The organism is Catenuloplanes indicus (assembly GCF_030813715.1).
Classification (GTDB): Bacteria; Actinomycetota; Actinomycetes; order Mycobacteriales; family Micromonosporaceae; genus Catenuloplanes; species Catenuloplanes indicus.
The window spans coordinates 6,891,400-6,916,192 of record NZ_JAUSUZ010000001.1 but is presented as its reverse complement, the minus strand read 5'-3'; the positions used below and the strand labels follow the sequence as shown (position 1 = coordinate 6,916,192).

Below are 24,793 nucleotides of genomic sequence, written 5' to 3'. Positions count from 1 at the left end.
TGGGCGGTCAGCTGCGGAGGTTTCGCCAGGTGGAGTAGTGCTGGACGGAGATGCCGTTGTAGGACCTGTCGCGGGATGCGGCGCGGTCCAGGGTGGACAGCTCGGTGCCCAGCACGGTCGCGCCCTCCTCCGCGAAACTGCAGTGTGCGCAGTCGGTCAGCACCGCGGTCTCCGCGCCGAGGCGGACCTTCTTGCCCGCCTTCGTGCCGCGGGTGAGCCAGTCGCGGCTGATCTCGTACATCGAGTTGGGGCCGGTGGCGGTGTCGCGGTAGCTCATCACGGTGACCGCGTCGACGCGCTTGAGCGTCTCGGCCGCCAGGTTGTGGCCGCCGGTGACGGTCACCTCGCCGTACCAGAACGCCACGTCCGCCTCGATCGGCAGGGTGGCACCGGCGCGGAGCTTGTCCAGCATGGACAGATAGCGGGCGCCGAGCGTGGCGCGGTGCGCCGCCCAGCCGGGGAGCACGTGCGGCTCGACGTCGACGTGCAGGCCGGCGAAGAGGCCGGTGGCGGTGACCGCCTTGCGCCAGGCGACGGCCTGGGCCGGGTCGGCGATCCAGGCCGGGTCGCCGTTCAGCGCGACGAGCTTGATGCCGACCGCGCCGGCCCGCTTCCTGATCTCCTTCAGACGGGCCAGCTGCGGGGTCCGGGCCACGTCCGTCTCCACGTACGCGAAGATCTCGCGGACGCCACGCGCGGCGGCCCACGGTACGACCTCGGCCGCCTCGGCCCGGCTCCACAGCCACATGGACCGGGCACCGGCCGCGGACTGCGGCGTGGCCACGCTGGTCAGCTTCGGCGTGACCACCGGGACGGCGGCGGCGACCACCGCCAGTGCGGCCGTGGCCAGCCTGGATCTCCACCGCCCTGCCATGGGTCTCGCCTCCGTGCGTGGACGTGAACGGGCGAGCCCGTGGATCCCCGGGCTCGCCCCGCCGCTCGTCCGTGAGCGGCGCGTCAGCAGTATCGGCGCCGGCGGGCCCGGCTCAAGGGAAACGCGGTCAGTCGGCCGCCGGCGCGGGGACGTCGACGCTGCCACCCTGCGGCAGCGCCAGGAACTGCGGGCAGCCCTTGGGCGCCTCGCCGGTGAGACAGCGCTGCATCGCGTCGTAGAGCACGTAACCGTCCGGGCCGAGCACCTCGACCAGCTTCTCGATCTGCTTGAGCTTCTCGTCGACGGTCGCGTTCTGCTCCTTGATCGCCTGCCGTTCGGTGATCGCCACCTGGACCGCGGCCAGCCCGTCGACCAGCTCCTTGCGCGGCGCCGGTTTCTGCAGCGTGAGGTTGAACTGGGTGAAGTATGCCTTGCCACCGGTGGTTGCCATCACCGCGTTCCCGAGATTCGCGTTGATCGCGGTCTCGAACTGCGCGCGGGTGGCCGGGTCGTTGTAGAGCGCGAGCCAGTCGTACTTCTGCGCCTCGGTGGCCAGCGCCTTGTTCAGCGGCTGTCCGATGTAGAACCTCAGCAGCTCCAGCCACTTGTCCGTGGTCTGGCCGTCGTCGTCCATCGTCGGCTGGAACTTGAGGCCGATCTCCTCGTGGAACTCGCGCAGCATGCCGCCGTCCGGGTCGCACGACGTGTCCAGGTGGAAGGTGAGTCCGCCGGAGACGGTGAGCTCCTGATTGTCCTTGGAGACGACGGTGAACGGGTTGCTCTCCGCGTCGTCGCCGCCCATGAAGTCGAAGTTCCGCTGGCCGGCCGGGTACTTGTAGTACTTCTCCCCGGGACCGTCCCAGGTGCGGTTGTTCTCGGTCACGCACTCCTGGTACGTGGTGCTCGAGAACGAGCCCGCGTCGTAGTGCAGTGCCACCTGGTCCGACTCCGTGCTCACCGTGCTGCACCCGGCCAGCACCGGCATGACCACCGCTGCCGCCAGGACGACCGCCACCGTTCGCCGCATCGAGCTCCTCCCGTCGTGTGAGCGTTCTGACCCGCAGGGTAGGGAGAGCGGTCAATCGGCCGGCCGACACTATGGCCGGGAACACATACGTAGAAATGTGGATTCAGTCGGCGAATCGGTCACGCTTTGGGCAACCCCGAAGACCCCTCCAGAGAAAGCGACTCGCGTGAACCGCAACCGTCGTCTCCCCCTCGTCGCCGCCGCCGCGCTGCTCGCGCTCGCCACCGCCGCCTGCGGCTCGTCCGGCACGGGCACCACCACCGCCGCACCGGAGACCTCCGCCACCCCGAGGACCAGCACCGCTCCGGTGGCGACCGCCACGGCCGGCGGCGCGGGTGGCTCGGCCACCGGCGTCCCGGCGAACAAGGGCATCACGCTCCGGGTGACCGGCGCGGAGAGCATCGCGGACGTGTCGTACGTGATCGGCGAGACGAACACCGAGGAGAAGACCGCGACGCTGCCGTGGCAGAAGGTGGTCGTACCGGACGACGAGGTCTTCCACGTCACGCTGATCGCGATGTCCTCGGACGAGACGGCCGACCTGTCCTGCGAGATCTTCATCGACGGTACGTCGGTGGACACCGCGAAGGCCGGCGCGGAGTCGGGCGGCGTCGCCGGCTGCGAGTGGACCGGCAAGGAGAACTAAGCTAGAGCCCTGGGCGTCAGCCGGACAGGCGGAGCGCCAGCCACAGCGCGAGCGTGCCGGTCACCAGCGTGACCGGCACGGTGAGCGCGCCGAGCGCGGTGAACCGGCGGTTGCCGGGCGCGTGGTCGTGTGCGTGCAGGACCTGCCGCCAGAGCAGCGTGGCGAGCGAGCCGACGTAGGTCAGGTTCGGCCCGAGGTTCACGCCGAGCAGCACAGCCAGCGTGAGGCCCGGGTTGCCGGCGGTCAGCGGCACCAGCATCAGCGTGGCCGGCAGGTTGTTGAGCAGATTGGCCAGCACCGCGGCGAGCATGGCCGCGGCGAGCAGGCCGGGCAGCGTGGCCCGGTCCGGCGCCAGGTGAGCGACCAGCGTGCCGAAGCCGGAGTCCCGCACGGCCAGCACCACCACGCCGAGCGCGGGCACGAACAGCAGAAACGCCGGGTGTACGGCCGTGAGCAGTCGCCGGGACTCCGCGGCGGGCGCCCGCCGGAGTCGCGGCACGGCCAGCACCAGCGCGCCGAGCGCGGCCACCCACGCCGGGTGCACCCCGGCCAGTTCGCCGAGCGGGAAACCGGCCAGCGTCGCGGCCAGGACCACGAGCGCGGTCCGGGGTACGCCGTGGTTCGCCGCCGGGACCGGGACCGTGCCACCGCCCGGCACCGTGGCCGGTGACGGCACGGACGCGGCCGGAACGCCCGCCCCGGATGCCCCGGCGGCGCTCGACACGGATGTCCCCGCGGCAACCGGCGCGGATGGCCCGGTGGCGTCCGGCACGGCCGGTGACGACGGTGTGCGCAGGTCGTGGCGGAAGAAGAGCCGGAAGATCAGGTACTCGGCCGCGATCACGGTGAGCCAGGGCAGCGTCATCAGGGCGGCGAAGCCGATGAAGGTGAGACCGCTGGCGGCGAACGCGAGCAGGTTGGTCAGGTTGGAGACCGGCAGCAGCAGCGACGCGGAGTTGGCCAGGTGGGCGCAGGCGTAGACGTGCGGCGTGGTCGGCGCGCGCATCGCCCGGGCCGCGCGCAGCACCACCGGGGTCAGCAGCACCACCGTCGCGTCCAGGCTGAGCACGGCCGTGACCAGCGACGCGAGCACGAAGACGATGCCGAGAAGACGACGCGGTGAGCCGGCGCCGCGGGCGGTGGCGATCCGGCCGGCCCAGGTGAAGACGCCGGCCTCGTCGGCGAGCGCGGACAGCACCAGCACGGCGGCCAGGAACGCCACGGTCGGCCCGAGGCCAACCACCTCGTCCCACGCCTCCCGCGCGCCGGTCAGGCCGGTGAGCACGACCAGCAGCGCGGCGGGCACGGCCGCGGCCGCCTCGGGCAGGCCGCGCGGGCGGAGCACCGCGAACGCGAGAACGGCCGCCAGGATCAGCAGCGCCACCACAGTCTCCATGACGCCCGCCCATGTGCCGTACCGGATCTTCGCCGCCGGTCAAGCTACCCGTCCGGGCGCGCTCTCATGCTGAGGATCGAGAAGTCGGCGGTATGAGACACGCCTCGTCACCCGTTCGGTTGCCGAGTGTGGCGCATCTGTCGATAGTGGTCGGAAAGGGGCGGTGGGCGCATCCTGCGGATCAGGCGCACCTAGTAACTTGTGCCGAGTGAAATCGCCTCGAGTTGCGCCGGACGAGGGCGCGGCGGACGTCTCGCGCGGTGCCAAGATCTCGCCGTTGCACTCGCTCGACCCTACTGAGCTGGGTAAGTACCAGATCAAGGGGCGGCTCGGCGAGGGTGGCATGGGCACGGTCTACCTCGCGGAGGACGCGGAGGGACGGCAGGTCGCGGTCAAGGTGATCCGGGCCGATCTGGCGGCCGAGCCGGACTTCCGGCGGCGGTTCCGCAGCGAGGTGAACCGGGCCAAGCAGGTGCCGCCGTTCTGCACCGCGGAGGTGCTGGACGCGGACCCGGACCACGAGCACCCGTACCTCGTGGTCGAGTTCGTGGACGGGCCGAGCCTGGCGGACGTGGTCAAGGAGCAGGGGCCGCTCACCCCGGCGAACCTGCACGGGCTGGCGATCGGCATGGCGACCGCGCTGGTCGCGATCCACGGCGCCGGCGTGGTGCACCGGGACCTGAAGCCGCGCAACGTGCTGCTGCCACCGGGCAGCCCCAAGGTGATCGACTTCGGCATCGCCCGGGCGACGGACGCGACCAGCAACGTCACCAAGACGCACGAGATGCTGGGCACGGTCGCCTACATGCCGCCGGAGCGCCTGGACACGGCCGGCAAGGCGGCGCCGACCACGCCGAAGGCCGACATCTTCGCGTGGGGCGCCGTGGTGATGTACGCGGGGACCGGGCGCACGCCGTTCCAGGACGCGTCGATGCCGCTGACCGCGATGCGGATCATCTCGGCCGAGCCCGACCTGGAGGGCCTGACGCCGGAGCTGCGCAAGGTGGTGGCGGCGGCGCTGTCGAAGAAGCCGGAGGACCGGCCGACCGCGCGCAAACTGCTCGACATGCTGCTGGACGGCAGCGGCGAGGCCACGGACGAGCTCCCGCCGGCCGAGGTGGTCGCGGTGGTGACGCCGGCCGTCGACGCGGTCGCGGAGCCGGTGGCCGCGGTGCCGTCCGCCTCGGGCGCGTCCGGTACCCCGGCCGCCGGTGCCCCGGCCGCCGGCGACCCGGCAGCGGCCGCCGGCCTGGCAGCCGCCGGGGGCCTCGGGGCCGGCCGGGGCGGCACGGGCGGGAAGCGAGCCCGGCTGGTCGCGATCGTGGCGGGCGTGCTGGCCGCGGCGGCGATCGGGGCCGCGATCGCGATCCCGCTGGCGACGCGCGGCGACGATCCGGGCGGGGAGGTGAACCAGGCCGGCACGCGCCCGAGCGGCCCGGCGCCCGCGGGCGCGGGCGGGGTGCTGCCCGGCGCGACGGCGCCCGACGGCGAGTCCTTCACCGGCGACGCGCTGCCCGACCCGCTGCCGACCGGCGCGGGCGGCAAGGCGGTCACCGACCCGCTGACCGGCGGCGCGAACTGGACGGCAAGCACGGAGTTCGGTGGTATCTGCGGGTTCACGAACGACTCCCTGGAGATCACCAAGCAGTCGGACGGCTGGTTCCGGTGCACCGGGCCGGCCACCGCGTTCGGCGGCGACCTGGAGATCGCTGCCACCGCCACGCTGATCACGCCGGGCGCGTGCGCGTCGTTCTGGCTCAGCGTGAACGACCCGGACGGTTACGTGCTGCACGTCTGCCAGGACACGCTGCGCCTGGACCGGCAGCCGACCGGTACCGGCACCAAGACCGAGATCGGTGCGAAGGCGCTGACCAGCCCGATCGCGCTCGGCGAGCCGGTCGAGCTGACCATGCGGGCCGGTGCGGAGCGGGTCACGGTGTGGCGTGGCACGGAACAGGTCGCGATCATCCCGCTGGCCGGGCGGCTCCCGGCCGGGAAGGTGACGCTCGGCGTGTCCGGCACCGCGCAGGACGGCCCGCCGCCGCCCTACACCGTGCGGGTCAGCGACATCAGCGTGCGGTCGACCGGGTGACCGCCCAGTTGATCGCCCAGAGCGCCGCGCCGCCGAGCAGTAGCCAGAACGCCAGCAGGTAGACGCCGGCGTCGCGGACCATCGGGAGCAGGAAGATCGCGGAGACGAGCGCGCCGAGCACCAGCACCACGGTCGGCGCGCGGAAGTGGTCGTGCGCGACGGTGTCCCGGCGGAGCACCAGCGCGGACACGTTGACGGCCAGGAACACGCCGGTGAGCAGCAGTACCGTGGTGTCGGAGAGGTCGCCGAGGTCGTCCACCGCGATCAGCAGCAGGATCGCGGCGGCCGTGGTGAACGCGATCGCCACCCACGGCGTGCGGCGCGCGCCGAGCCGGCCGAACATCGGCGGGAGCACGCCGCGGTTGGCCATGCCGTAGAGCAGCCGGGACGCCATCAGCATGTTGATCAGCATGGTGTTGCTGACCGCGATGATCGAGACGGCCGAGAAGACCCGGTCGGCGGGCAGGTCCGGCACGCCGGTCCGGACCACCTCCAGCAGCGGGCCGGAGGACTCGACCAGCGTGTCCAGCGGCACCGTCATCGCGGCCGTGAACGCGACCAGCAGGTAGACGACGCCGGCCAGCACCAGGCCGGTGACCAGCGCGGGCGGGAAGCATTTCCGCGGTTCGGTGACCTCCTCGGCCAGGTTCGCGGAGTCCTCGAAGCCGATGAACGCGTAGAACGCGGTGGCGGCACCGGCCAGCAGGCCGGTGACCACGCCGAAGCCGGTGCCGGAGAACTCGAACGCGGCGCCCGGGTCGCCGCCGCCGGTGGCCAGCACCCAGCCGCCGACACCGATGATGAACAGCAGACCGGCCAGCTCGATACAGGTGATCGCCACGTTGACCCGCATGGACTCCGCGACGCCCCACAGGTTCACGGCCGCGACCAGCAGGATCGCGGCGATGCCGATCAGCACGGCCGGTGGGTTCTCGACGCCGGTGAGGCCGGTGAAGTAGCGTCCGCCGACCCGGCTGGCCGCGAACGCGGCGGACGTGACGCCGGACGCCATCACGGCGAACGTGACCATGAACGACAGCGCCCGGATGCCGAACGCGCGGTCGACGTAGAGCGCGGCGCCGGCCGCCTGCGGATATTTCGTGACGAGTTCGAGGTAGGCGAACGCGGTGAGGAACGCCAGCGCGAACGCGATCAGGAAGCTGGCCCAGATCGCGCCGCCGGAGTCCGCGCCGACCTCGCCGGTCAGCGAGTAGATGCCGGCGCCCAGCACGTCGCCGAGGATGAAGAAGGTCAGCACCGGCCGGCTGATCACGCGGCGCAGCTCGGTGGGCTCGCGGGGCTCCGTGGCCGTCGTCATGGCGGCAGAAGTGCCGCCGTTTCATGATCGGTAAACGTACGGTTACCGGCCGGCGGTGTCCGTGGCGGTTCCGGTCGCGGGCAGCGACGGCAGCGCGGAGATGGCCCGCGCGTAGTTGTCCACCTGACGCTGGCCGGCCGCCGCGCCCATGCCGCGCAGCCGCTGGGCGAGCTCGATGCGGACCTGGTCCTCGGGCAGGCCGCGATGCGTCGCCATCACCTGGGTCACCACCCAGTCGATCCGCATCTGCACCTGCCAGCCGACCGGGCGGATGTCCGGAGCGGTGGGGTCGAACCGCACCTTCTCGTTGTCGCGCATGGTGTCGACGGTAGGAAACAGGGTGCTTCCCGGGGAAGGTCCGCCGGGCGCATACAACCGGACGGCAACCGAAGTGCTACCCGCGGTCGCGTGTGCGCTTGCATCCGCCGATGGTGGGCGGTAGGCCTTGATCTGACATCCGTCGATCCCGTTCGGAGGGGCCACTGTGAAGCTTCTCGCGGCGCTCACCGCCGCCACGCTTTCCGCGACCATGATCAGTGCCGCTCCGGCGGCCGCTTCCTATCGACCCCCGATCTCCCCCACCGCCACCGGGTACGGCGGCGCGGTGTCCTCGGTCGACCCGACCGTCACCGCGGTCGGTCTTGAGGTGCTGCGGCGCGGCGGGAACGCGGTCGACGCCGCGATCGCGGCCGCCGCGACGATCGGTGTGACCGAGCCGTTCTCGGCCGGCATCGGCGGCGGCGGGTTCTTCGTCTACTACGACGCGCGCACCCGGCGGGTGCACACGATCGACGGCCGGGAAGCCGCACCCGCGTCGATGCGGGAGAACTCGTTCCAGAACCCCGACGGTACGGCGCTGGACTTCAACGCGGCCCGGGTCAGCGGCCTCTCCGTCGGCGTGCCGGGCACGCTCGCGATCTGGGCGGCGGCGGCGGACCGGTGGGGCTCCCGGTCGCTCGGCGAGCTGCTGCGACCGGCCGCGGACGTGGCGGACCGCGGCTTCACCGTGGACGCGACGTTCAACGCGCAGGTCACGGCGAACGCGGCGATCTTCGGGCAGTTCGGCTCGTCCACCGAGCTGTTCCTGCCCGGCGGCACGCCGCCCGCGGTCGGCTCCACGTTCCGCAACCCGGACCTGGCGGACACGTACCGGCTGATCGCGAAGCGCGGCCCGGACGTGTTCTACGAAGGGGCGATCGCGCGCGACATCGCGGCGACCGTGCAGGCGCCGCCGGTGTCGGACACGCCGATCGGCACCTGGACGCACCCGATCCGGCCCGGCGGCATGACGGTCCGCGACCTCGCGCGCTACCAGGCGCGGTTCCCGGCACCGACCCGGTCCGGCTACCGCGGGCTGGACGTCTACGGCATGGCCACGCCGTCCAGCGGCGGAACCGCGGTGGGCGAGGCGCTCAACATCCTCGAGGGGTACGACCTGGGCGCGCTGGACGACGCGGACGCGCTGCACCGGTACCTGGAGGCGTCCGCGCTGGCGTTCGCGGACCGGAACCGATACGTCGGCGACAACACCCGCCGCGGTGTGCTGGACGAACTGCTCAGCGATCGGTTCGCGGCCGAGCGGCGATGCGTGATCGGCGCTTCGGCGCTGCCCAAGCCGGTGGCGCCGGGCACGCCGGACGGGTCGTACACCGGCTGCTCCCCCGCCGGTGCCGGCGTCGCGGACACGGACGCGAGCCGGAGCACCACGCACCTGACCGTGGCCGACCGGTGGGGCAACGTGGTGTCGTTCACGTTCACCATCGAGCAGATCGGCGGTGCCGGGATCGTGGTGCCGGGCCGCGGCATCCTGCTCAACAACGAGCTGACCGACTTCAACTTCACGCCGACCCAGGGCACCGCGGCCGACCCGAACCTGCCCGCGCCGGGCAAGCGGCCGCGCAGCTCGATGTCGCCGACGATCGTGCTCAAGGACGGCAAGCCGTTCGTGGCGGTCGGCTCGCCGGGCGGCGCCACCATCATCACCACGGTGCTGCAGATCCTGGTCAACCGGATCGACCTGGGCATGACCCTGCCGGAGGCGGTGGCCGCGCCGCGGGCGTCGCAGCGCAACTCCGCGACGCCGCAGGCCGAGCCCGCGTTCATCGCCGCGTACGGCGCGGACCTGACCGCGCTGGGGCATCCGGCGTTCACGTCCACGGCCGAGATCGGTGCCGCGACCGCGATCGAGTTCGGGCCGAACGGGCAGCTCACGGCCGTGGCGGAACCGGTCCGGCGGGGCGTCGGCGCCGCCGGGGTGGTGCGGTCCGGCCGTTAGGAGACGCGGGGATGGCCGGGCGGTGAAGCGAAAGACGAAATCGGGCCTGGCGTTCCTGGCGTAGGAGTCGTACGCTGAGCGCATAAAGGGTTGACCACCTTCCCCCGTGGGTGGTCAACCCTTTTCTCGTGTGCGGCTGCTCACCGGGCGGACACGCCACATTCACCGGTGCTGCGCCGCGGACTTCATAGCCTGGGATCATGCACCTGCTCTGCGAGCCGTACCTGCTCGATCCCCGGCCCGGGTCCGTCACCGTCGTCTGGCACACCGCGGAGCCGGGCACGGTCAACGCGGTGCTGATCGGGCCGGCGGACGTGCTCGCGGCCGTCACCCCGGCGACGCTGCACGACGTGCGGGTGGTGCCGGCGGCCACGAGCCGGCTGGAGCGGATGCGCGAGGACACGCCCGGCGGGCCGGTCGAGCGGCCGGTGCACCGCCAGCTCGCGGTGGTGGACGCGCTGCCGGAGCGGCGCACGGCGTACCGGGTGATGTCGGTCCGGCCCGGCGGCGAGGCCGCGTTCTCGGCGGTGCACACGCTGCGCGGCGCGGTGCCGGCCGGGACGCCGGTGCGGCTGCTGCTCACCAGCGACCACCAGCTCGCCCCGATGGTCCCGGCGAACCTGGAGCTGGCCGCGGAGACCGCGGGCGACCTGGACGGCGTGCTCTTCGCGGGCGACATGGTGAACGTGGTGGACCGGGCCAGCGACTGGTTCGACCACGCGAACGGGCGCGCGTTCTTCGCCGCGTTCGGCGGGCGGGCGTCGTGGACCGCGGGCGGGCGCACGTTCACCGGCGCTCCGATCATCTCGTCCGCGCCGCTCTACCCGACGATCGGCAACCACGAGGTGATCCGCCGGACGCCGTCACCGACGCTGGACGCGCAGTTCCACGACGCGGTGCCGGGCGACTGGGACGTGAGCACGTACGAGGCGATGTTCCCGGTCCCGGCCAGCGAGACCGGCGGGCCGCGCTGGTGGGCGCGGACGATCGGCGACGTCTACGTGGTGTCGCTGTTCGGCACGGAGATCTGGCGTCCGGAGCGGCCCGGCACCCGCGGCACCTACGCCGAGCGGCCCGCGGACCGGGACGCGCCGGAGCGGTGGGGGCACGGGCGGTTCATCTTCGCGCCGATCGGCAAGGGGTCGCCGCAGTACGCGTTCCTGGTCTCCGCGCTGGCCTCGGCCGAGGCGCGGGACGCGCGCCACCGCGTGGTGATGTTCCACCACCCTAGCCACGGGCTGGGCTTCAACTCGGTACCGGCCTACACCGACCCGGTGCGGGTGATCACGGACGACGGGATCCGATACGAGTATCCGCTGGCCGGCGACTACGTCCTGCGGGATCTCGCGCCGGTGTTCTCCGCGTACTACGTGAACCTGGTGCTGAACGGGCACTCGCACGTGTGGGCCCGGTTCCGTGACGACGCCGGCGTCAACTGGCTGGAGACGTCGAACGTGGGCAACACGTGGGGCGCGTACCACGAGCTTTCCGGCCGGACCCGGATCGCGCCGGACGGGCCGGACTACGTGCTGCAGGGCGACCCGGGCGGGCTGGAGCCGGTGCTGCCGACGGTGGCGCCGCTGACCGGGCCCGGCGGCGAGCCGCTGCCGTTCGTCGCCAGCGACGAGATCACCGTGTTCACGCTGCTGGACTCGGCCGCCGGCGTGGTGCGCTCCTACCGCTACGACACCGCGACCGGCGGCGACGTGGTGCTCTTCGACGAGTTCCCGCTCTGACGGGTTCCTTCTCCAGGAGCGCCAGCGACGACCGGGGCCCGATGACACTTAGCTTAAGTTGATCACGGACTCTGACATGGGTTCTGCAAAGCACCCCGCCGCGTCTGCTCCCTGCCGCGCCGAACCGCACGGTTCGGCATCTGCGCCGGCCGGGGACTCGTGGCCGCACCGGATCCGCTTCAAGATCAAAATAGGCCGAGTGGCATGGGGCGCCGGTCGTCGCCGCGGTTTCTCCCTGCCGGTCTGTGGCCGTAAGCCCTCCATCGTCATCGCTTTGCTCTGCTTACCTGACCACCCGCCCTACCCAAACACCCACATTTCCCTCTGCACCCCTCGCCCCAGGCAGCCAGCCGAAATACCTCGCAACCGGCGCAAGGCCCCACCCCCGAAGGCACACGGCACGCCCCGGAGACCGGCCCGCGCGGAGACCCGACCCCGCCCGGATACCCGGCCCAACGCGAAGGCCCCGGCCCGGATACCCGATCCGGCCCGGATACCCGACCCGACCCGAAGGTGCGACCCGGCCTGGCACGGGCGCGCGCCGAGCACCACACGAACGCGCCGCGCCGCGCCGCGTCGGGCCGCGCGGCGCGGCGCTGCGCAGTGGCTGCTTCGGAGCGCGCGCGAAGCCCGCGTCCGAAATATCGCCATATCTGGCGACGCTTTCGAGTGTCCGTATCCGCGGGAATCCCGCCCGCCCGACTGAGTGATCAATCAGTGGCGCGAAATGGCGATCAACTTCGATATTTGATCTCCTTTTCGCGCCACTGAGTGATCACTCAGGGTCGGCGGCGGTGCCTTCGCGCCGGGCCGGCGGAGAGCCGCCGGGCGCCTCGTCCCCTATCGTGATATTTCGGGCGTGAGGTGCGGCGGCCGCCGGCTCGGTGGTGCGGGTGCCAGATCTGCAGCATGCGGGACCCGCGCCGCCGGAAGCGGGTACATCACGCTTCTGAGGTCATGCCGCGTCCCAGGTGACCGGCAGGCGATAGAGGCCGTAGATCGTCGCGTCGTCCTTGTACGACAGGTCGTCCGCGGGCACGGCCAGGTGCAGGCCCGGCACGCGGCGGAACAGCGTGTCGAAGACGATCTGGAGTTCGAGGCGGGCCAGGTTCTGCCCGAGGCACTGGTGCGGGCCGAAGCCGAACGCGATGTGGTGCCTCGCGCCGCGCGCGACGTCCAGGTCGGCGCCGTCCGGGAACGCGGCCGGGTCCCGGTTCGCCGCGTTGCCGAGCGTGACCACGCCCTCGCCCGCGCGGATCAGCACGCCGCCCAGCTCGACGTCCTCGCGCGCGACCCGGGACGTGGCGAACTCCGCGATCGTGAGGTAGCGCAGCAGCTCCTCGACCGCGGCCGGCGTACGGGACGGGTCCGTGGTGATCGCCTTGAGCTGGTCCGGGTGGCCGAGCAGCGCCACCACGCCGAGGGAGGTCATGTTCGCGGTGGTCTCGTGGCCGGCGAGCAACAGCAGGAAGCCGAGCGAGACCAGCGCCTCGATGTCGTCCGACTTCGCGAGCTGGCGGCTGAGCAGGTCGTCGCCCGGGTGCTCGCGGCGGCGCGCGATCAGGCCGGCCAGGTAGACGTGCAGCGCCTCGGCCGCGGCCGCGCGCTCCCGGGCCGGCGCGGACAGGCTGAGCAGCGTCGCAGAGGCGGCCAGGAAGAAGTCGTGATCCGCGTACGGCACGTCGAGCAGCTCGCAGATCACCAGCGACGGCACCGGCAGGGACAGCGCCGCGACCAGGTCGGCCGGGCGCGGCCCGGCGAGCATCGCGTCGATGTACTCGTCGACGATCTGCTGGATCCGCGGGCGCAGCGCCTCCATCCGCCGGACGGTGAACTCCCCGACCACGGCCCGCCGCGCCGATCCGTGCTCCGGCGGGTCCATCATCACCAGCGGGGTACGGCGGGCGGGCGCGGCCCGCAGGCGGTCCTCGGTGAGCGAGGGGAAGCCGGGGAGCCGGCGGTCGGAGCTGAACCGGGGGTCGGAGAGCATCGCACGGATGTGGTCGAGGCGGCCGAGCGCCCCAGGCCTGCTCGCCGTCCGGCATGGTGACCTTCGCCGGCGTCTCCCGGTCGCGCAGCCGCTCGTGCTCCTCGGGCGGTGCGAAGGGACAGGTGCGGGTGGTCCGGAGGCGGGGAGCGGTCATCTGCGGCCACCCCATCGTCGAAGGTCATTCGCAGTGGATGGGCGTGCGGCGATTCGGTTTCACCGTAGACCGGATGATCTGATCGACTGAAGAGCAATCTCGGGAGCATTAAGAGTGCTGGACACCGCCCATCATGCTTGACGGGGTGCGCCACACCCGATTCAGCGAGAGTTCACGGATGCCCCCGAAAGCGCACATAGATGGTGTATAACTAGGCCCGTCCAATTTGGTCACTCGATCGACTCCACCACAGTGACAGCACCATAAGATCCCTCACATGCCCTCGCTCACCGACGAGGACCGGGCATCGAAAAGCGAGTCACCATGCATCCTCGGAGTCGACCCGGATCCCAAGTTGGGGACTCGCGATCAAAACGAGGGAGTTACAGTCGGTTATGACCGATACGCAGACTCGGTCGAACGCGGAGTGGGCGTGGGACGCTTTCGACTCTGACTTGTACTTCAAGCACAACTATGACAGCGTGCGCCGGGCGGACGCCGAGATTCTTGATCATCTCGGCAGGTTCTTCTCCTCGGCCCAGCCGCGCCGGCACGGGCTGGCGATCGACGTCGGCACCGGAACGAACCTCTACCCCTCGCTGTCCATGCTGCCGTGGGCCGATCGGGTAACGCTGTTCGAGCGCGCCCGCACGAACCGTGCCTGGCTCGCGCGCCAGCAGGCGTCACCCAGCCCGAGCTGGGCGGAGTTCACCGCGCGGCTGCGGGCCGGCCGCCCGGCCTACGACGTGATCGCGGATCCGTCCACCGCGATCAGCGATCGCACCGAGATCGTCGCGGGCAACGTCTTCACGCTGCCGCAGAACGGCGCGTTCGACATGGGGACGATGTTCTTCGTCGCCGAGTCGATCACGCAGAACCGGCACGAGTTCGAGCGGGCCACCCGCAACTTCGTGGGGTCTCTCAAGCGGTCCGCCCCATTCGTCGCCGCCTTCATGAAGGAATCGCAGGGTTACAAGGTCGGCACGCTGGAGTTTCCCGCGCTGGCGGTGGACGAGAACGACATCGAGCGCTGCCTTGCGGGCCTGACCCATAATGTCAATCTGCACACGGTGGACGACACGACACTGCGCGACGGCTACAAGGGAATGATCGTCGTGACGGGTTTCGCAGGTAGAGGCAGCGCGTCTCACAGGAAGTGAGCAGCCGGGATGGATGTCCAACCTCGCCAGCACCTCCTGGAGATCTGGCGCGCGTTCGCCAGCTACTCCGGTGGCGGCGCCGAGTGGCGCTGGGGCGGGCGCGACGGTAGCAACTCGATCAGCGACGCGGAGCAGCTGCTCTGCGTCATGGCACCGGCCGCCGACGTGCCCACGTTCCGTATCGACCGGCCGGACGAGACCGAGGACGACGTGATCGGCTCACTGGCCGCGCTGGGCGATCACCTCGAGGTGCCGAAACGGCTGGTCTCACTGATCACGGAGTACCTGGAGAAGTACACGGCGCCGGACGGCACGCCGCTGTTCTCCGGGGACACGTACTTCAGCGCCGCGGAGCCGCACACGGCCGACGAGATCAAGCCGGAGCAGCGTGCGCTGGACGTGGTCGACTCGTTCTCGATCTCCGTGACGCTGATGCTCGCGACCATCGGTTTCGCGAAGACGTTCCGTGCCGTGGTCACCCGGGAGACGCTGCGGCAGCAGGTCGACCGGCTGGAGCGGATGGCGAGCGTCCGGCTCACCGCGGCCATGGTCGGCCTGCTGCGCAGCTTCGCGGTCAACGTCTTCGACACCACCGACGAGCAGGGCCGGCAGCTGCTGAAGACCACGAACCAGGGCCGGTTGCCGGAACGCCAGATCGTGGAGGAGCTCCGGCTCTCGCTGCGGGAGATCAACGCCCGCCTGCGGGACGACGTCACCATCGGTTCCGGTGCCGAGGAGGGCAGCCTGCTCGACGACCCGAACCGGCTGTTCGAGTGCGGCTGGTCCTGGGGGCTGGTGGAGAACGCGCCGCCGATCGAGGGAACGGACCCGATCGGCCGTCAGCCCGACGGCGTGGCCGAGCCGAAGCCGTACCTGTACTTCACGGTGGTCGCGCTGGACGCGATCCGGTCGCTGTTCTCCGAGCGCACCCGGCTGCTCGGCCTGCTCAACGAGGACCAGCTGCGCCTCGCGCAGGCGCTGCAACTGCGCTGGGACCTCACCCAGTCGTACTGGTCGGTGGTCGGCACGTTCGGCTCCGATCGGTGGCCGCTGGAGGACCTGCCGTGGGTGGGGACCGACGGCCGCGAGTCCGACTACCTCAACCTGCTGATCAGCGGCATGGTGGTGCAGGACCTGATCACCCGGCGCGCGTCCGACGCGGACCTCGCCCGGGTCGGCGCCGTGCTGGACGAGCTGGCCAACCGCAGCCGGATCACCCGCCGCCCGTTCGAGGGCGACGCGGCGATCCGCCTGCACCATCCCGGTGAGAGCTTCGTGCTGGTCGGCAGCGAGAAGGCCGGCGGGCCGCAGCTCGGCTGGATCGCGTCCGACTTCGCGCCGGTGCTGCTCAAGCGCACCGTGCACCTGGCCGGGCTGCTCTCCGACAACGAGGCCCGGCAGAGCGCCACGTCGCTGGCCGGCCGGGTCTGGGCACACCTCACCGACCGGCGGCTCACCGACGACCGCGCCGCGGACCTGTGGGACGACCCGTCCCGGGTGTTCGACATCGACGCCAAGCCCATGCTCCCCTCCTGGTACTACACGAAACGCGTGGTCGACTGCCTGATCCAGGCCGCCCAGGTGATCCGCAGCTCGCCGCCGCGCAGTGAGCGGCTCACCGACATCGCAGCCGACCTCCTGATCGAGGCCGAGCACCTGTACGACCAGGAACAGCTCAACGGCCTCGCGCAGCGCGGCGAGCGGCTGCGCACCGAGCTGGAGCAGGTCAACCGCCAGCTCCAGCGAGCCCGCCGGATCCTGCGGCAGCGGCCGGGCAGCGCCAAGGCGCTGGCCGAGGACGTGCTGATCCGGCTCGACCGCCTCGCCGCCGCGCGCGAGGCCACCGCCGAGCCGGTGTGACATGCTCGTCTTCGCCACGTCCGACAAGGGCGGCACCGGGCGCTCGGTGACCAGCAGCAACGTGGTCTACCGGCACGCACTGCAGGGCGGCGACGCCTGCTACCTCGACTTCGACTTCGGCTCCCCCACCGCGGGCGCGATCTTCCAGATCTCCGCGGCGCAGGCCAGGGTGCCGCACGACGGCATGCACTCCTACCTGCGCGGCCAGAGCGCGTCACCGCGCCGGCTGAACGTGTGGACCGAGTCGCAGCGGCCGAGCCTGCGCAGCCGGCCAGCCGGGGCGGGCCGGCTGATGCTCTTCCCGGGCGACGCCGGTGGCGGTGAGTTCGCGTCGACCGGCGAGATCGTCGACCGGTGCACGGAGCTGTTCCTCCGGTTGGACGAGGAGTTCGACCTCTGCCTGGTCGACCTGAGCGCGGGCCGGTCGTACGCGATCGACATCGCACTGGCCGCGACCGCGCGGACCGAGCTGGCCCACCTGCGGCACCGGTGGCTGGTCTTCCACCGGTGGACCAGCCAGCACATCGGCGCCGCGGCCAGCCTGGTCTACGGCGAGCGCGGCATCCTGCGGATCGGTGAGGACCGCGGCCACGACCCCCGGCGGCTGGCGAACTCAGTGCGTTTCGTGCGGACCGCGGTGGTCGACCCACGGTCGCCGGACTACGCCGGGCTCCGCCCGGAGCAGCTGGCCTGGGTGGACGCGTGCAACCAGGAGCTGCAGCGGCAGGCCGCCCGGGAACGGGTCGGGCGCACGCTGATGCTCGGCCAGATCCCGCTCGACCCGGTGCTGCAGTGGCGCGAGCAGCTGCTCACCGACGGCGACGTGTGGCAGCGGCACGCGGCCAACCAGCAGACCGTGGACGCGCTGGACAAGCTCGCGAAGAAGATCGTCGACGACGACGCCTGGGAGGGCCTGTGACCGTCCCGGAGGTGACCTACACGGAGACCACCGCGACCCCGAGGGTACGGTCGACGCCGCTCGCCCACCTGTCGATCGAGCTGGGTCATCTCTACATGGAGGACTTCGCGGCCGGGCCGGAACGACTGCGCGCCCAGTTCCGGCGGGTCCGGCCGTGGGCGGACGCGCTGCGCCGGGTGGAGGCGGACAGCCGCCCCGGCCAGGCCAGCCGGATCAGCACCTGCTTTCTGATCGACGACTACTTCGCGCCGTTCGGCTCGCCCGCCGACGTGATACCGGAGCTGGCCGCCGCCGCGGACGAGGCCGGCCTGCGGATCGACTACATCGCGCGCGAGTCTGCCTGCGCGACCACGGACGGCGTCGAGGTGGCCCGGATCGTGGAGAGCCGGCTGGTCGCCGACCCGCCGCGCGGCACGAACGGCTCGCGCCCGCCCACGCACCAGAGCGGCTGGCTCTCCAACGGCGAGCCGCCGTCCACCGGCGCCGCCGCGTCCGAGGCGATGGACGCGGCCCGCGGCTGGCAGCCGCCCCGGCAGAACGCGGTGAAGAACCACTCGATCTACGTCGACGTGGAGATCTGGCAGGAGCGCAAGACCGGCCGGCTGTGGGCGTGCCCGTTCCTGGCCGCGGTCTGGCAGCTGCTCCGCCTGGGCCTGCTGCGCGACCGCGGCGAGCCGGTCTGGCGACCGGAACCGGCCACCCGCGCGGACCTGCCGGCGTCCTGGCACGAGCTGCCCGCCGTGATCCAGTGGGAGCCCCGGGCCGCGCCGTTCACCGCGCTCCGCACCGCCTCGGTGCTGGACACCCGTTTCATCGAGATCGAGACCGCGGTGCGGGTGATCCTGAGCCAGGTCGCGGTCCAGCGCGACGTGGCCGAACAGGTCGCGACACGCGCGGCAGCCGAGGGCATCACAATCCCGGACGAAGTCGTCGACCGCATCGACTACGTCTTCACCTCGCGGGCGTAGAGGCCAGCTCCCACAGCTCGCCGAAGATCTGGCTGCGTTCCTTGACCGGGTCCTCCATCCGCTGCGATCGGAGGTGCTGGGTCTCCTCGACACCGGCCAGCCGCTGCTCGAACTCGATCAGGAACTGGGCGATCAGCGTGACGCTGCCGAGCAGGATAGGGAGCGCGATCGCGAGGATCTGCGGCGGCTCGAAGAAGTCGGTCACCAGGTGCGTCATCGTGCCGATCGCTGGCGTGACCGCCACCCGGCGCACGACCCGGGACCGGGCTGCGGTCCACATCAGACACGCACCCCGGCCGACAGCGCCTCGACAGTGCCGACCGAGAGTTGGTCGCGGATCCGGGCGACCAGCGTCGCCCACTGCCGGGTGAAGCCGGGCCGCCGCTCCAAGGACGCCCAAACCGTGGCCATCCCGTCGTCCAGCAGGGCCGCGGGCATCCACAGGTGGAGCAGCGTGTCGATTGCCGGGGCCAGCCGGGGCAGCGTCTCCCCGCGGGCCCGGACGCCGAGCGCGCTCGCGCCAATCACCTCGATCAGCGAGCTGAGCAGCCAGTCGTGCCGCGCGATGTCCGTGCACAGGTCGGCGATCCGGCCGGCCGGCAGCTCGGGCAGCGCGAGCCGCAGTGTGCGCAGGTCACCGTCGTCGACCAGGAGGTGCACCCGGTCCGGCCCCACGGTGGCGACCCAGCGGAACCGGGTGCGCGGCACCCGGAGCGCCACCCGCCGGTCGAGCCGTGGCGAGGCTTGCACCCGTTCGATCGTGCGGGCGCAGATGCCGCCGAGATCGAGCGCACCCGGACCGCGCTCGCCGGCCAGGAAGGCATCGGCGAGGCCGGCCGGCGGCGTCTTCGCCAGCACCTCCACGTGGCCGGGGCGCGAGATGTAGTGCGACCACGGCAGGCGCCGCACCTCGGCCGCGGGCTCGACCGTCGTGTACGCCGACGCCTGCACCATGCAGCCGCCGGTGAGGACGGCGCGGTGCCGGACCGTTCCGACGGCCCGGTCGGACGTCCCGGCGAGCGGGCAGTCCACCCCGGTGACCAGGTCGGGTGACCACGCGCAGGAAATCGGCCGCTCGGACGCCCGCACCACCTCGCCGGCGACCAGGTCGAGCAGGTCCCGAGCCAGACCCGTGGCGACCGGGGTGGAGTGGCGTAACAACCCAGTGTGGATCTCACCAAGGATCATCATGAATTCCTCAATCGCGCGACTATCCGATTGCACCGCACCGCGTATCGATGATGCAACGCTCATTTTTTGATTGCGACACGATACAGATATATCGACAAACGACATAGCATCGACCGCTGCCGGACTACGAAGCGTCCGGATATTGTCGCGGAATGACCACGGTTCTGATCATCGGCGCCGGCGTGTCCGGAATCACCACGGGGGTGCTGCTGGCAGAGGCCGGGATGAGCGTGCAGGTGCGCACTGCGGCGCCGCCGTCGAAGTCCATATCGTACGGTGCCGGGGCGATCCGGAACCGCTTCACGCGACTCACGAGCGGGTACCACGGTGGAGTGACGTCGCCTATCGGACACTCGCGGAGTTGGCCGCGACGTCACCGGACGCCGGCGTCCGCCTGCTCGACGGCATCGAGGCCTCCCGCGACCGCACCACCCCGGCGGAGTACGCAGCCGCGCTACCCGGATACCGCCGCTGCGCACCGTCGGAGCTGCCGACCGGCTTCACGGTCGGCTGGCGTTACCGCGCGCCCGTCGTCGACATACCGGTCTACCTCAAGTACCTGCAGCGCCGGTTCAAGGCGGCCGGCGGCACGATCTCGATCGGGTACGCGCGCCGCCTGGCCGCCGCGGCGCCGGTCGTAGTTAACTGCACCGGCCTGGGCGCGGCGAAGTTCGTGCCAGACCCGGCCGTCACGCCGATCCGCGGGCAGCTCGCCGTGGTGGCGAACCCGGGCCTCACCGAGTTCTTCGCCGAGCACACCGACGACCTGCGCGAGGTGACGTACCTGCTGCCCCAGGGCCCGGTGCTGCTGCTCGGCGGCAGTGCCGAACACGGGCGGGCGGACGTCGCGGAGGACGCCGCGGTCGCCGCGCGGATTCGGGCCAGGTGCGCGCTGATCGACCCGCGGATCGCGGACCTGCCGTTTCTCGGGCACCGCATCGGCATCCGCTCGGCGCGACCCGGTGCGGGTGGAGCATGAACTGGTCGGCGGGCATCACGTGGTGCACAACTACGGCCACGGCGTCAGCCTGTCCTGGGGGTGCGCGGCCGACGTGCGCGACATCGCCCTCAGGCTGCCGGGCTGATCGTCAGTGGCTGAGCGGGGGTAGTTCAGCAGCTTCCTCCCACAGATCACGGTAGATCTCGGTAGACTTTTGCACCCGTTTCTCCCGCAGCACCAGCCGGGTCTCCGCGATGACCGACCGAGCCTTGTCCTCCATCGACGAGGGAATGATCTCGTAGGTCATCAGGCGGTCGAAAATGATGAACCCGAGGCCGTCCACCCGCCGGACCTCGGGAATTCGGGCACGATCGAGCGTCCGGATCTCGATGCCCATCCGACTCTGCTGCTCACATGTGCGACGGACCTCCGGTTCGATGCCTCCACCGGGCTGATCGATCAAGAAGATGCGGCGGACCTTAACCCCGCGCTCCACGGCGGCGCGTTGGGCACCCAGGTAACGAGTGCCGATCTCGCTCGTCCAGAAGCCACGGTCAACGGACGCCAGGCTGACCGCATCGATAGTGACCTGCGCGTGGTCGGTCAGCCTCAGCAACCAGTCGCGGTCCTCACCGTCATAGTGAATCTCCCCGCGCTCGACGATCTCCTTCAGGAAGTCCGACATCCGCTCGGATTCCTGTTCGACGAAGTGGTACACGAGCGACGGTGACTCGGGTGTGATCTGCCGCGAGTAGCGAAGTATCCGGCTGATGGGATCGGCCGGCAGCGTCACCACCTCTACGGCGGCGAGCCGCCGCGTGAGCCTCACCTGCGCTTGAGCGATCAACGCGCCGCCCGCAGCCAGGACGGCGAGCGCGACGTCGACCATCGAAGGTGCGTCGGAGAGGGCGAGTGTCAGGTACATGAGCGCCCCGACGGCCATCGCGGAGAGAAATGCCCACACCATGCGTCTGTTGGCCGCAGGCCATCTCACGCCCGTACTCCGGCAGCACTCGACGGTGCCCACGCCGACCGAATCAGAGGCACCGCCCCGGTCGACATCGGAGCGCGCCTGGAACAGGTCTTCACGAGAACCACCATGGAACTCCTCACTCCCGTGGGAACTCCGATTGCACCGCATCGTCCCGGACACCGCAACGGGGAATGAGCCGAATGCCAGGCTCCATCCGGCCATCGTGGCTCGTCCGCTCAGTGCGGAAGCACTTAGAGCGGTGGGTCGGTGGCGAGCATGTGCAGGACCGGGCGGAGTTCTTCCAGGTCGACGCCGCCGACCTCCTCGGCGAAGCGGACCACCTCGTCGACGTCGAGACGGGGGAGCTCCTGGCCGGGGGCGAACGAGTCGGGCATGTCCGGCAGGTCGGGGGTGCGCGGGAGGGACGGCAGCGGGTCGAGGTCGAGCGCGGACCGGACCGCCTCCAGCATGGTGAGCAGGTCGGCGCGGGCCAGCTCGCGCAGGAACGCGCGGTCGGTGCGGGTGAAGCCACGCGGATCCATGATCGCGTCGACCACCACGCGCTGGGCGCCGCGGCGCACGGTCACGCCGGGTGCGTCGCCGTCGCTCCACAGCGGTGCCAGGTCGAGCGTGTGCACGCCGGCCCGGGACCACCAGCGGCACCAGCGCGGGTCCGCGTCCACGGCCGCGATCAGCACCTGCATGGTGGCGTCGTAGGCGGGTCGGGTGCCGAGCACGGTGTGCAGGCCGCCGCCGTACGTCAGCCAGGTCTCCTCGTCCGTGTCGTCCGCCGTGATCGGCGACCAGAGCGGGTTGCTGCCGGTCTCCACGCTGACCGGCGGCTCGTGCGTCCAGGCCAGGCCGGTCGCCCGCTCGAACGCGTTCGCCGGCACCGCGAGCAGCCACTCCGCGCCGGGACTCGCGAACTCCGCGATCGCCGGTGGGTCGCCGAACACCCGCAGGTACGTGTCCCGGCCGGCCGCCACCACCGCGCACCGGGCCGCCAGGAACACCTCCGCGCCGCCGGGTACGTACGCGGCGTGCGCGGGTGTGTCGATCGCGTGCACGACCACGGCCAGGTGGTCCGCGAACGCGGTGATCTCGTTGATCGGCCGGCCGGCCAGCTCGGCGGTGAGCGTGGCGACCGCGGCGTCCAGCTCCTCCGCCGACAGCAGCGCGACAGCGGTCCAGAACGAACGCTCATCCATGCCCGTCACCCCGCTCCTGTCACATCGGCCACCAGGCACAACGTAACCGCTCGGCCGTACCTCCGGGGTGGAATCGGAGTGGGTAGGCTGCTCACCTTGTGACCGCCACGATGATTGCCCGCGAACTCGCCGCCGGCCACGGGGACCGCGTCCTCTTCTCCGGTCTGGACCTCGTCGTCGCGCCCGGCGACGTGGTCGGCCTGGTCGGGGCGAACGGCGCCGGCAAGTCCACGCTGCTCCGCACGCTGGCCGGGCTGATCCCGGCCGAGCAGGGCACGGTGCAGGTCAACCCGCCGGCCGCCACCGTCGGCTACCTGCCGCAGGAGGCGGACCGGGTGCCCGGCGAGTCGGTGCGCGCGTTCCTGGCCCGCCGGACCGGCGTCGCGGCCGCACAGCAGGCGCTGGACGAGGCCACGCTCGCGCTGACCGAGCAGCGGCCGGGCGCCGACGATCTCTACGCGACCGCGCTGGAACGCTGGCTCGACCTCGGCGGCGCGGACCTGGACGAGCGCGCCGAGGAGGTCGCGGCCGACCTGGGCCTGACCGTCGACCTGGACCACCCGATGACCGGGCTCTCCGGCGGCCAGGCGGCCCGCGCCGGTCTCGCGTCGCTGCTGCTCAGCCGCTATGACGTGGTGCTGCTCGACGAGCCGACGAACGACCTGGATCTGGACGGCCTGGGCCGGCTGGAGCGCTTCGTCACCGGCCTGCGCGCCGCGACCGTGCTGGTCAGCCACGACCGCGAGTTCCTGGCCCGGACCGTGACCCGGGTGGTCGAGCTGGACCTGGCACAGCAGCAGGTCAACACGTACGGCGGCGGCTACGAGGCGTACCTGGAGGAGCGGGAGACCGCGCGCCGGCACGCCCGTGAGTCCTACGAGGAGTACGCGGACACCCGCGAGGGCCTGGAGGCGCGCGCCCGTATGCAGCGCAACTGGATGGAGAAGGGCGTCCGCAACGCACGCCGGAAGGCCACGGACAACGACAAGATCGGGCGCAAGCACCGGGCCGAGTCGACCGAGAAGCAGGCCGCGAAGGCCCGGCAGACCGAGAAGATGATCGAACGGCTGGAGGTGGTCGAGGAGCCGCGCAAGGAGTGGGAGCTGCGGATGACCATCGCAGCCGCGCCCCGGGCCGGTGCGGTGGTCGCGTCGCTGCGGGAGGCCGTGGTGACCCGCGGCGGGTTCACGCTCGGCCCGGTCACGCTGCAGATCGACTGGGCGGACCGGGTCGCCATCACCGGCGCGAACGGCTCCGGCAAGTCGACGCTGCTCGCCGCTCTGCTTACCCGGCTCAACCTTGACTCCGGCACGGCCGCGCTCGGCTCCGGCGTGGTGGTCGGCGAGGTGGACCAGGCGCGCGGGCTGTTCCTCGGCGACGACTCGCTGCTGGACGCGTTCGCCGCCCACGTGCCGGAGCAGGCGCCGGCCGAGGTACGGACGCTGCTGGCCAAGTTCGGCCTGCGCGCCGACCACGTGCTGCGCCCGGCCGCGTCCCTGTCGCCCGGCGAACGTACCCGCGCGGCCCTTGCCCTTCTCCAGGCGCGTGGCGTGAACCTGCTGGTCCTCGACGAGCCCACGAACCACCTGGACCTGCCGGCGATCGAGCAGCTGGAGTCCGCGCTGGAGGGCTATCCCGGCACGCTGCTGCTGGTCACGCACGACCGCCGGATGCTGGACGCGGTCCGGGTCAGCCGGCGGCTCGCCGTGGACGCCGGCACGGTCACCGAAGAACCGCTGTGACCGTTCCGCAACCGCCCGCGACCCCCACCGGCACCGCGTACCGGGTTAGCTGTCTCACCAGGCACGACGTTTCAGGAGGTGCACCGTGAGCACTCGCGCGGACGCGCTTTTTGCATCCCGGCTGCAGGCATCCCAGCGCCCGGCGGACATCGAGGTCCGCGCGGCCGTCGTCGACATGCTCGGCCGGCTCGGCGCCCGCGGCTGCGCCGGCGAGGTCGCGGGCGAGTTCGGCGACCACCCGGAGGCCGCCGCCCACCGGATGACCTGGGCCCTCGACATGATCAACCGCTCCTACCGCGACTGACCCCGGCGCCGTTTGCTACA

At 71.6% G+C, this 24,793-nt stretch carries 22 protein-coding genes; 11 read left to right on the top strand and 11 right to left on the bottom strand.

Going from position 1 to position 24,793, the window contains the following annotated elements; genetic code table 11:
- Nucleotides 1-7: 7 nt before the first annotated feature.
- Nucleotides 8-874, bottom strand: coding sequence for a hypothetical protein (locus J2S42_RS31400; protein ID WP_307244946.1), 867 nt, complete (start codon nt 872-874; stop codon nt 8-10).
- Between the two features lie 127 nt (nt 875-1,001).
- Nucleotides 1,002-1,901 carry an SPFH domain-containing protein gene (locus J2S42_RS31395; RefSeq protein WP_307244944.1) on the bottom strand — a complete coding sequence of 300 codons (900 nt, stop codon included), beginning with the start codon at nt 1,899-1,901 and terminating at the stop codon, nt 1,002-1,004.
- 166 nt (nt 1,902-2,067) lie between these two features.
- Here J2S42_RS31395 and J2S42_RS31390 point away from each other — a divergent pair, with 166 nt between their 5' ends.
- Nucleotides 2,068-2,547 carry a hypothetical protein gene (locus J2S42_RS31390; RefSeq protein ID WP_307244942.1) on the top strand — a complete coding sequence of 160 codons (480 nt, stop codon included), beginning with the start codon at nt 2,068-2,070 and terminating at the stop codon, nt 2,545-2,547.
- Between the two features lie 16 nt (nt 2,548-2,563).
- On the opposite strand, the gene J2S42_RS31385 is transcribed toward J2S42_RS31390, so the two are convergent.
- Nucleotides 2,564-3,943, bottom strand: coding sequence for an SLC13 family permease (locus J2S42_RS31385; RefSeq protein ID WP_307244941.1), 1,380 nt, complete (start codon nt 3,941-3,943; stop codon nt 2,564-2,566).
- A gap of 208 nt (nt 3,944-4,151) precedes the next feature.
- Here J2S42_RS31385 and J2S42_RS31380 point away from each other — a divergent pair, with 208 nt between their 5' ends.
- Nucleotides 4,152-6,035 (top strand): serine/threonine protein kinase, encoded by a 1,884-nt coding sequence (locus J2S42_RS31380; RefSeq protein WP_307244939.1) that lies wholly within the window; start codon nt 4,152-4,154, stop codon nt 6,033-6,035.
- Here J2S42_RS31380 and J2S42_RS31375 read toward each other — a convergent pair.
- Nucleotides 6,013-7,353, bottom strand: a complete 1,341-nt coding sequence (locus J2S42_RS31375; protein ID WP_307244937.1) for an APC family permease — start codon at nt 7,351-7,353, stop codon at nt 6,013-6,015. The two genes, J2S42_RS31380 and J2S42_RS31375, sit on opposite strands and share 23 nt — an antisense overlap.
- A gap of 42 nt (nt 7,354-7,395) precedes the next feature.
- Nucleotides 7,396-7,671: a hypothetical protein gene (locus J2S42_RS31370; RefSeq protein WP_307244935.1), complete on the bottom strand. Its 276-nt coding sequence runs from the start codon at nt 7,669-7,671 to the stop codon at nt 7,396-7,398.
- 211 nt (nt 7,672-7,882) lie between these two features.
- On the opposite strand from J2S42_RS31370, the gene ggt reads away from it, so the two are divergent.
- Nucleotides 7,883-9,628: a gamma-glutamyltransferase gene (gene ggt, locus J2S42_RS31365; protein WP_307249144.1), complete on the top strand. Its 1,746-nt coding sequence runs from the start codon at nt 7,883-7,885 to the stop codon at nt 9,626-9,628.
- A gap of 200 nt (nt 9,629-9,828) precedes the next feature.
- Nucleotides 9,829-11,364, top strand: a complete 1,536-nt coding sequence (locus J2S42_RS31360; protein WP_307244934.1) for a metallophosphoesterase family protein — start codon at nt 9,829-9,831, stop codon at nt 11,362-11,364.
- Nucleotides 11,365-12,319: 955 nt separating this feature from the next.
- On the opposite strand, the gene J2S42_RS31355 is transcribed toward J2S42_RS31360, so the two are convergent.
- A complete protein-coding gene (locus J2S42_RS31355; protein WP_370879298.1) occupies nt 12,320-13,354 on the bottom strand; it encodes a cytochrome P450 in 1,035 nt (344 codons plus the stop codon).
- A gap of 549 nt (nt 13,355-13,903) precedes the next feature.
- Here J2S42_RS31355 and J2S42_RS31350 point away from each other — a divergent pair.
- Genes J2S42_RS31350 through J2S42_RS31335 form a run of 4 tightly spaced genes read left to right on the top strand, consistent with a single transcriptional unit; the run spans nt 13,904 to nt 18,415 of the window.
- Complete coding sequence (locus J2S42_RS31350) at nt 13,904-14,668, top strand: SCO2525 family SAM-dependent methyltransferase (RefSeq protein WP_307244932.1); 765 nt, start codon at nt 13,904-13,906, stop codon at nt 14,666-14,668.
- 9 nt (nt 14,669-14,677) lie between these two features.
- Entirely contained in the window at nt 14,678-16,528 is a 1,851-nt protein-coding gene (locus J2S42_RS31345; RefSeq protein WP_307244930.1) for an SCO2524 family protein, read from the top strand.
- A 1-nt stretch (nt 16,529) separates the two neighbouring features.
- Nucleotides 16,530-17,447, top strand: a complete 918-nt coding sequence (locus tag J2S42_RS31340) for an SCO2523 family variant P-loop protein (RefSeq protein WP_307244929.1) — start codon at nt 16,530-16,532, stop codon at nt 17,445-17,447.
- The gene (locus J2S42_RS31335; protein ID WP_307244926.1) at nt 17,444-18,415 is read left to right on the top strand and encodes an SCO2522 family protein; all 972 of its coding nucleotides are present in this window, start codon (nt 17,444-17,446) and stop codon (nt 18,413-18,415) included. Before J2S42_RS31340 ends, J2S42_RS31335 begins: the two co-directional genes overlap by 4 nt.
- On the opposite strand, the gene J2S42_RS31330 is transcribed toward J2S42_RS31335, so the two are convergent.
- From J2S42_RS31330 to J2S42_RS31320, 3 genes are all read right to left on the bottom strand, one after another.
- Nucleotides 18,399-18,695 carry a hypothetical protein gene (locus J2S42_RS31330; RefSeq protein WP_307244924.1) on the bottom strand — a complete coding sequence of 99 codons (297 nt, stop codon included), beginning with the start codon at nt 18,693-18,695 and terminating at the stop codon, nt 18,399-18,401. The two genes, J2S42_RS31335 and J2S42_RS31330, sit on opposite strands and share 17 nt — an antisense overlap.
- Nucleotides 18,695-19,606, bottom strand: coding sequence for an SCO2521 family protein (locus tag J2S42_RS31325; protein ID WP_307244923.1), 912 nt, complete (start codon nt 19,604-19,606; stop codon nt 18,695-18,697). Before J2S42_RS31325 ends, J2S42_RS31330 begins: the two co-directional genes overlap by 1 nt.
- 124 nt (nt 19,607-19,730) lie before the next feature.
- Nucleotides 19,731-19,919, bottom strand: a complete 189-nt coding sequence (locus J2S42_RS31320) for a hypothetical protein (protein WP_307244921.1) — start codon at nt 19,917-19,919, stop codon at nt 19,731-19,733.
- Nucleotides 19,920-19,967: 48 nt separating this feature from the next.
- Between J2S42_RS31320 and J2S42_RS31315 the strand changes: the two genes are divergently transcribed.
- Nucleotides 19,968-20,585 carry an FAD-dependent oxidoreductase gene (locus J2S42_RS31315; protein ID WP_307244919.1) on the top strand — a complete coding sequence of 206 codons (618 nt, stop codon included), beginning with the start codon at nt 19,968-19,970 and terminating at the stop codon, nt 20,583-20,585.
- A 109-nt stretch (nt 20,586-20,694) separates the two neighbouring features.
- Here the strand turns inward: J2S42_RS31315 and J2S42_RS31310 are convergent, their stop codons facing one another.
- On the bottom strand, nt 20,695-21,471 hold the full coding sequence (locus tag J2S42_RS31310) for a hypothetical protein (protein WP_307244918.1): 777 nt from the start codon (nt 21,469-21,471) through the stop codon (nt 20,695-20,697).
- A 299-nt stretch (nt 21,472-21,770) separates the two neighbouring features.
- Complete coding sequence (locus tag J2S42_RS31305; RefSeq protein ID WP_307244916.1) at nt 21,771-22,727, bottom strand: DUF4240 domain-containing protein; 957 nt, start codon at nt 22,725-22,727, stop codon at nt 21,771-21,773.
- Between the two features lie 98 nt (nt 22,728-22,825).
- Between J2S42_RS31305 and J2S42_RS31300 the strand changes: the two genes are divergently transcribed.
- Nucleotides 22,826-24,469: an ABC-F family ATP-binding cassette domain-containing protein gene (locus tag J2S42_RS31300; protein WP_307244914.1), complete on the top strand. Its 1,644-nt coding sequence runs from the start codon at nt 22,826-22,828 to the stop codon at nt 24,467-24,469.
- 85 nt (nt 24,470-24,554) lie between these two features.
- Nucleotides 24,555-24,773, top strand: coding sequence for a hypothetical protein (locus tag J2S42_RS31295; protein ID WP_307244912.1), 219 nt, complete (start codon nt 24,555-24,557; stop codon nt 24,771-24,773).
- Nucleotides 24,774-24,793 lie beyond the last annotated feature (20 nt).